We start from the raw sequence: 7,233 nt of genomic DNA, 5'->3' as shown, positions 1-7,233 counted from the left end.
TGTCCACCGCCTGCATGGCATGCGCGGCGTTGATGGTGTGCGCCAGCAACTCTTCCATCCCCGCTTCGCCAAGCCGCTGCCGCCAACGCGTCAGCGAGCTGGCATCGCACGGCAAGCGCGTCTGGAACACGACCTCGCCAGTGAAAAACTGCCAGTACGGATTTTCCAGCCAACGCTCGCACACCGCTTCATCGGACAGGTCGTAGGCGTGCTTGAGGTAGAGCAAACCAGCGATCAGCCGCACCGGCAATGCCGGCCGACCGCCACCGGCCGGGGTGGCCGGCAAGCGCGATGAAAGTGCTTGCTCCAACGCCGTCCACGGCATCCGTTGGCTCAGCTGCGCCAGCGGATGCTGCAGATCGATCTGATTCTCCAGACGCGAACGGAACAACTCGTCGGCGGGTCTGTCTTCGGCAGCAGGACGGCGTGTACGCATGGGCGGAAATTGCAAGAAACCAGCCTTCAGCGTAGCGAACACTGGTAGTTTTAGCACGCCGGTGCAGACATCAAGGCCTTGCGGTCGTTGGGTGGTTGGGGTTTTTCAGGGGCGACTAATTACCCCTGTTTGACTCAGTTACGCCTTGCGCGCGGATGATCATCCGCCTCAATGGTGGCGTCGGAGGAGACTTTCCGAAGTTTCAGGTATGGGTTGTTTGGCGGAAGCTCCCCGAATACACCCTGCCAACGCTCAAGCAGGTAGCCGTGGAGCCGGCGCGATTTGCGAGGTCCGGTTACTTCGCACGTCCAGATGTTCAGGCCATTGGCTTGCTTACGGTGTAGATGCAATTTCTCAAATCTCTTTTGCGCCCACTGCCAATCTGTCATCTCTTCACGCTTGGCATAGTCAGCGATTTGAGGATGTTCTTGCGCATAGCGTTGAAACACACCTGGGCTTACCAGATAGACGGCATCCGCCACGATATGCACCAGCGCCTTAGCGTCGTTGATGACGAGTCGGCGCGATGCAATCGCCTGCTGTAGCCATGTCACGAAATGATCGGCTGACATTTGAGTTGAGATGCTATTCGACTCATCCCTGGATGGTTGGGTACTGGTCGACATTGGATTTTTGTTCGCTAGGACGGATTCGCTCACCTGGTGTGGCTTTGCGGGAGCTTCAGGCGTTGGCTGAACCGATGAGTTTCCTTGGTCATCGGCCTTCGGTTGATCTGGTTCCCCAATCATTGCCAGCAATTCATCCATCATATCCGGGGCGTTTCTCGCTACGGGTTGTGTGCTCAAAGAAGGCTTCGATTTCAACGGCGGATTGGCTCGATCTTCGGCGGTGTCCTGCATGGAAGAGTCAAGCAAGTCCGGCGCACTCTCGCCGGTTGCCTCGGCACCTTGGCCTGTTTCAACAAGCACCGTCCCCGCGTAGGCGGCCGGCCGCTCACCAGCCTCCCAGATCAGGGCGGGCGAGAGCCGCAGTAACGTAAAGGCATGTGACCAGCCGCTTGAGCTGGTCACCGTTGCACGCCAGATCGCTTTACCGTCCGGTGCGGGCTGGAGCATGCTGTGCTCTTGAAGAACGTTGAACACAGCTGAGTTGTTCGCTGGGATGCCGTCTATGCCTTGCGATAACAGGTGGGCACGCAACTTGTCCGAGACGGTCTTGCTGACGAGCCAGAGCGCATCGTGCGTCAGCCAGCCATCGGACGCCTGGGGCTGATTTAGTTTCAACTCTTCCTTGAGCAGATAGCGCAGGCCGTCAAGCAGCTTGCGCTGCAGAGCATGCTTCGGTGCGGCCATCGCCTTTGCCGGATCTCCTCCCAGTTCTTGGGCGACAGACGCACGGTCGGCCTTGATCACCAGTTCCCCGAGCACCCCGGCATGCTCGTACTGTCCTGCCATGATGCACAGCAGCGCCGCCCACAGCGATGGGAAGCCGCTGAGCCAGTCAAGGATGAAGCGATCGATCACCTGGTGGTACAGCAGGCTGGTAGCTGCACTGTGCAGGCGGTACTCGCGATCCTCTCGATAGCGGAATCGGTAGGGTTGCTTCAGCGGGCCATGCCAGGGGTGCCAGACACTGCCGTCGGCCTGCTCGACATGCAGATCAACAGCGATCTTGCCGATGTCGTGAAGCAGGGCGGCGTAGGCGGTGGCGGCGGTCCAGGCTTCGGCTTGTGCGGCCTGGTCTTCGGGTGTTGCGCCAGCGGGCAGGAGATAGGACTGCCTCAGCTTGAGCGCGTAGGCAACGATTTCAAGACCATGGTCGAGCATGCCGCCGTGGTAGGCATGGTGGTGGCTCTCTGAGGCGGGAAATTGCTGCACAAGCGCGGCGTAGCGCTCCAAGGGCGTGCGGTACAGCGTGTCGAACTGCTGGCGAGACAGCGACGTGCGCTGCCAAATGTGTTCCAGCAGCTTCTGACGGCGCGGGGTGGCGAGCAAGGACGCGGCCGTCTCCGGCCGCGTCAGCCCTTTCGGGAGGTCGGTGGTGGGTCCTGGCGACGCAGCGGCAGCGACCGAAGCCCTTTTTCGCTGGAACAGGGAGAGCATGTAGGTGTCCTGATAGCGGGCCGTGCGGGAAGCCTTTTAGCCTTTTCGGGGTAGGGCCTTTCCCCTTGCACCCCATTCACTTGCCATTTCTGCCCTTTGGTCTTTAACCGTTTCGGTATAGCGAGGCGCAGATTGCGGTTCCAGCGTCAATGTGGAATCCGCTTGTGTGGATTGGGCGGCGACCCTCTGTGCTAGCTCTGCCTATGCTGCGCGGACGCCGTTTCAGCCAAGAGGGTTTTATCGGGCGACAAAGTTGACAAAGGCGACAGGAGAGACTAGGGTGATTCCTGTCTTAAACCTGCCTGGGAGATGATCATGTCCAATTCCATTGAATTAATTGCCGACCGTTTGCCGCGCGTCACGGTGGAGGATGTGCGTCGCTTCGCCGCCATTGTTGATATCCGAGATGCTGGGGCTTTCGCGGCCGAACTGCAGGCATTCGTTCACGAGCGTGTAGAGGCGGTGGAGCTTCCCGCTCGCCTGGAAATGGAGACGATGGAGCAGACTTTGGCACGCAAGGCGGCCGCGCTGCGCGCCGAGACGCGCTGGGCACCGAATGAAACCGAAGTCCAGCGTGGCCGCACCGCGTTGCTGAAAACCTTTAACCAGCCGCATAACCTGCCGATCCCCGAATTCGCCAAGTTGGCGGACAAGTCGCGTCAGCAGATCTACAAGGACATCCTCGCCCGTCGGTTGCTGGCACTGAACGTAGGGCCGCGCGGCCAGAAGCTACCCGACTGGCAACTCGACCCGGTGAAACAGCAGTTGACCCAAGCCGTCCTCCAGGAGGTCGAGGGCATCGACAACTGGACGATTTACGGTGCGCTTTCCGAACCGCTCGAAGGCTTGGGCGGGCGTTCGCCGGTAGATGCGGTGACGCCAGACTCGATCGACAAGGTAAGCGAGGCCGTGTTCAACGTGCTGGGCGTTCAGGTGCATTGAGGTGAGACTGCCATGAGTCGTGAGTTGCCGTTGTTCCTGATCGATGCCGGTGAACTGCTCCAGCATGTGAGCCGCATCGTCTATCGGGGCAGCCCGCTGCACTATGGCCGCAGCAGCACCAACCGCTACGACGACCCGACGAGGTCCTACGGCGTGCTCTACCTGGGCCCCGACCTACCTACGGCGCTGATGGAATCGGTGTTTCACAAGCACCAGTGGCTTGCGGACACCACGCGCTCGATCACGCTGCAAGAAGTCCAGGGTCGGATGGTGCGCGCCGTGGGCGTTTTGTGCGACTTGCGCCTAGCCGATCTCACGGCACCGGGCGTCATGGCGGGCTACTTCGGCTTGAACCTGGAGCAATTGGCCAGCCGCGACTACACGCACACACAGCAGGTATCCACCCAGGTGCATGCGATGCTCGGCGACGACGGCCTGCCGCTGTTCGACGGGGTGCTCTATCCGTCGCGCAACAACTATCCCGCCAAGAGCATTGCCCTGTTCGAGCGTGCAGAAGCGAAAGTCAGGGTCATCAAGGACATCGACCTGGTTGACCACGTGGACTGGCCGGGTTTCGTTGCTACCTATCGCATCGGTGTGGAGCCCGACCCTGGGCCGGTGGAACCGGATGACGAAGCGTCCTAAAGCAGCAAAAGAGTACATTGAGGCCCCAAGCAGAGTGAATTGGACCAGACTGGAATAGGAATTCCTCGTGTAGCAGGAGACGATCATGAACACGACAACCCGCATCAGTACCGCAGAACGTCTCGGCCGCAGCGTTGGCCGTGGATGGCGCGCCTATGCGCGCGGCGAGCGAAGGTTGTCGAGCTGGCTAGCCTCTAAAGGGGTGCCTGTCGTTGGTGCCGCGTTGGCGTTGTGGGTGGTCAAGCTGGCTGTGCTGGGACTGCTGTTCTACGTTGCTTCCTGGCTGGCGGTTTTGCTGCTGTTGGGAGTTGCGGCGGCATGGATGGCAGGTAGTTTGGCTAGAAGGGACGACCGCTGGGCACAACAGGACGAACTGCGCAATGGGGAGGCGGGCTTCGGACTGTATTCGTCCTCCGGTCAAAGGATCGACCCTCACGACCCGAACGACCCGTTTGATGGCTGAGGTTTGGCCGGCCCGTCACAGCGCCTTCCGGCTACCTTGTTTACGCCTGCCCCTGCGGTATCACGCGCTTCCTTGAAGCCGACGGCACAAAGTTCTGCGCTATCACTCCAACCTTGACTCGGCCACCCCAAGGGCGCGACCCAAAGGTCGGTAGGATCAAGAACATCTTCCCGTGACGAAGTTCAGCAGCATGTCGCCGAATGCGTTGTTCAAGCCGATCATCGGATTGAAATTGTTGTGTGGCCGGTTCCAGCCCCATCGTAGAGCGCGTCCAAGATAGTGCTGTCGATCCAACGGGCCAACTGGAACTAGAAATCCAAGAGGAACAACCCGAACTGCGCCACGCTGACGGTGACGACTGTCTTGAGGTCGTAGGTGCCGACGACCAATACCAGCGAAATGCAATCACCAACGCCATCTGGAGCAGCACGAGCACCATGGGTAGGGCCAGGCGCGCTACGTGCATGGCGGGGGATATTGCGAGTTTCCAACGGCCATTCCCATGTCGCCTGCCGCGCGCGTCACGATGTTCGGCAAGATGAATAGCCCCGGAGCGATTCAGTGCTGCGTAGCTCAAGGACATAGAGTTCAAGAGGCGTGTTTGCATGAGCTACGATCAGGAAGAAACCGGGTTTGCGAGACCACGCTGGACTATCGCGCAGACGTAACGACTGCCGAGTGTCCGAATGACGTGGTCGCAGGGAGGCAAGTTGTCTACTTTTAGGCAAGCACTCCGATGTGGATTGTTGCGTATGGTAATAATTAGGTGGAATTTATAATTGCTAAAAAATATGAATTAAGAACTAATAAAAAAGGATGTTTTTATATGTCAGAGCCTAGTCGTCATTCCCTCAAAGCCGTGTCAACCCTGCCTATCTCTGAACATCGACTGGAAATTCGCCATTTACGATATTTCAAGGCGGTCGCAGAAGAGTTGAGTTTTACCCGTGCAGCCGAAAAGCTGCATATGGCCCAGCCACCGTTGAGTCAGCAGATCAAACAACTCGAAGATGAGCTGAATGTGAAACTGCTTGAGCGCGACACTCGGCCCATCCGTCTGACCGAAGCGGGGGAGCAGTTTCTGCTCAGGGTCAATTCCATTCTGGCGGATATCCATAACAGCATTCGCGACGTAAAGGGCATTGCCGAAGGGCGCAGTGGGCGTCTGGTGATAGGGTTCGCGGGCTCGGCCATGTACAACGGTTTACCCGAAGTGCTGGGTCTGTTTCAGCAATGCTGTCCGGGGGTGGAGTTGGCATTCAAAGAAATGCTCGCCGCAGAGATATCCCCTGCGCTCCTGACGCGCAGCATCGACATAGGCTTCGCCCGCCCCCCTATTAACGAGAACCCGGCGATCCATCAAAAACTGCTGTTGAACGAACCTTTGGTCGCGGCCGTCCCGGCATGGCACCGACTGGCCGGGCGCGAGCGCATCAGCGTGACGGACCTGCACGGCGAAAAAGTCGTGCTCTACCCCCGTTATCCTCTTCCCAGCCTGACCGATCTGATCCTGAACACGCTCGACGCAGCGTCGGTCAGGGTGCACATCGTGCAGCCGATCGAGAACCTGCAAGCGGCCCTGGGGCTTACGCGAGCCGGCGTGGGGTTGACATTCGTGCCTCAGAGTGTGGGCGCCGAGCAGCGCCAAGGCATTGTGTTCTTGCCCATTGAGGGGGATCTACTGCGCTCGCCAATGAGCGCCGCCTGGCTAACCGAAAACTGCACGGCTGCGGTACACAATTTGTTACCGATGCTCGACCTGGCCGGTACATGGCTGCAGGCTCAACGCCCCCCAGCAACGGGAACAATAGCGCCGGTTACGTAAGTTGCTGCAGATGAGGCAAGCCAGGCAACGCAGTCTGCAACCTCTTCGGGTTGACCGGCCCTCTCCATGGGCACCGCCGTCGCCAGGGTGGCCGCCCGGTCGGGCTTGCCGGCGGCGGCGTGCAGGTCTGTCTCAATGAGCCCCGGCGCCACGGCGTTGACTCGAATACCATCGCCGGCTACTTCTTTAGCCAAGCCATGGGTGAGGCTATCGATCGCGCCCTTGGTGGCGGCGTAATGGATCCACTCGCCGCCGCCACCCAACTGTGCAGCACGCGAAGAAACGTTGATGATTGACCCCCCATGCCCGCCTCGGGAATAGCCCATGCGCCGGACGGCTTCACGTGCACACAGGAACGCGCCAAACACATTCACCTGGAAAACCCGCTGCAACTGTTCGAAGGTCAGCGCTTCGAGCCGGCAAAAGCCTTCAGTGATTCCAGCGTTGTTGACCAGCAGCGTCAACTGCTCGCCCTGTTGATCCAGCATATTGAACAGGGTAAGTACCTGTTGTTCGCAGGCGATGTCCAGTTGCATTGCCTGCGCCTTACCGCCTGCCGCAACGATGGTTTGGATGACTCGCTCGGCGGCGGTGGCGTCCCGGGTGTATGTCAGGACCACGTGATAACCGAGCCCCCCAAGCTTCAAGGCAATGGCAGCGCCGATACCGCGACTGCCACCGGTCACCACTGCAAGTTCTGCCATAAAAGACCTCTTCTACTGTGGGTAAGTTAATTAGTCGCCCCTGAAAAACCCCAACCACCCAACGACCGCAAGGCCTTGATGTCTGCACCGGCGTGCTAAAACTACCAGTGTTCGCTACGCTGAAGGCTGGTTTCTTGCAATTTCCGCCCATGCGT

The 7,233-nt window shown here is 59.3% G+C and carries 7 protein-coding genes and 1 pseudogene; 4 read left to right on the top strand and 4 right to left on the bottom strand.

Features of this window, described 5'->3' with window-relative positions:
- Window positions 1–436, bottom strand: a 436-nt coding sequence (locus NX05_RS18585; RefSeq protein WP_146092241.1) for a transposase, incomplete at its 3' end; no start/stop codon positions are given.
- A 134-nt stretch (window positions 437–570) separates the two neighbouring features.
- Window positions 571–2,499, bottom strand: coding sequence for a MobH family relaxase (gene mobH / locus NX05_RS18580; protein WP_039433057.1), 1,929 nt, complete (start codon window positions 2,497–2,499; stop codon window positions 571–573).
- A 315-nt stretch (window positions 2,500–2,814) separates the two neighbouring features.
- Between mobH and NX05_RS18575 the strand changes: the two genes are divergently transcribed.
- The 3 genes from NX05_RS18575 to NX05_RS18565 all read left to right on the top strand — a co-directional run bounded on the left by NX05_RS18575 (window position 2,815) and on the right by NX05_RS18565 (window position 4,549).
- Complete coding sequence (locus tag NX05_RS18575; RefSeq protein WP_015471990.1) at window positions 2,815–3,441, top strand: hypothetical protein; 627 nt, start codon at window positions 2,815–2,817, stop codon at window positions 3,439–3,441.
- A 12-nt stretch (window positions 3,442–3,453) separates the two neighbouring features.
- Window positions 3,454–4,086 carry an RES family NAD+ phosphorylase gene (locus NX05_RS18570; RefSeq protein WP_039433055.1) on the top strand — a complete coding sequence of 211 codons (633 nt, stop codon included), beginning with the start codon at window positions 3,454–3,456 and terminating at the stop codon, window positions 4,084–4,086.
- Between the two features lie 85 nt (window positions 4,087–4,171).
- Window positions 4,172–4,549 (top strand): DUF3742 family protein, encoded by a 378-nt coding sequence (locus tag NX05_RS18565; RefSeq protein ID WP_039433053.1) that lies wholly within the window; start codon window positions 4,172–4,174, stop codon window positions 4,547–4,549.
- Here NX05_RS18565 and NX05_RS23130 read toward each other — a convergent pair.
- Window positions 4,519–5,086 (bottom strand): annotated as a pseudogene (locus tag NX05_RS23130) (conjugal transfer protein TraG N-terminal domain-containing protein); the annotation flags it as partial. The gene NX05_RS18565 and the pseudogene NX05_RS23130 sit on opposite strands and share 31 nt — an antisense overlap.
- 289 nt (window positions 5,087–5,375) lie before the next feature.
- On the opposite strand from NX05_RS23130, the gene NX05_RS18560 reads away from it, so the two are divergent.
- Window positions 5,376–6,374 carry a LysR substrate-binding domain-containing protein gene (locus tag NX05_RS18560; RefSeq protein WP_057417709.1) on the top strand — a complete coding sequence of 333 codons (999 nt, stop codon included), beginning with the start codon at window positions 5,376–5,378 and terminating at the stop codon, window positions 6,372–6,374.
- On the opposite strand, the gene NX05_RS18555 is transcribed toward NX05_RS18560, so the two are convergent.
- Window positions 6,332–7,078, bottom strand: a complete 747-nt coding sequence (locus NX05_RS18555; protein WP_039433051.1) for an SDR family oxidoreductase — start codon at window positions 7,076–7,078, stop codon at window positions 6,332–6,334. The genes NX05_RS18560 and NX05_RS18555 overlap by 43 nt on opposite strands.
- Between the last annotated feature and the right edge of the window lie 155 nt (window positions 7,079–7,233).

The organism is Xanthomonas vasicola, from assembly GCF_000772705.2.
In the GTDB taxonomy this organism is placed as follows: Bacteria; Pseudomonadota; Gammaproteobacteria; order Xanthomonadales; family Xanthomonadaceae; genus Xanthomonas; species Xanthomonas vasicola.
Note: the sequence above shows the minus strand (reverse complement) of the source record. Positions and strands in the feature narration are given on the sequence as shown.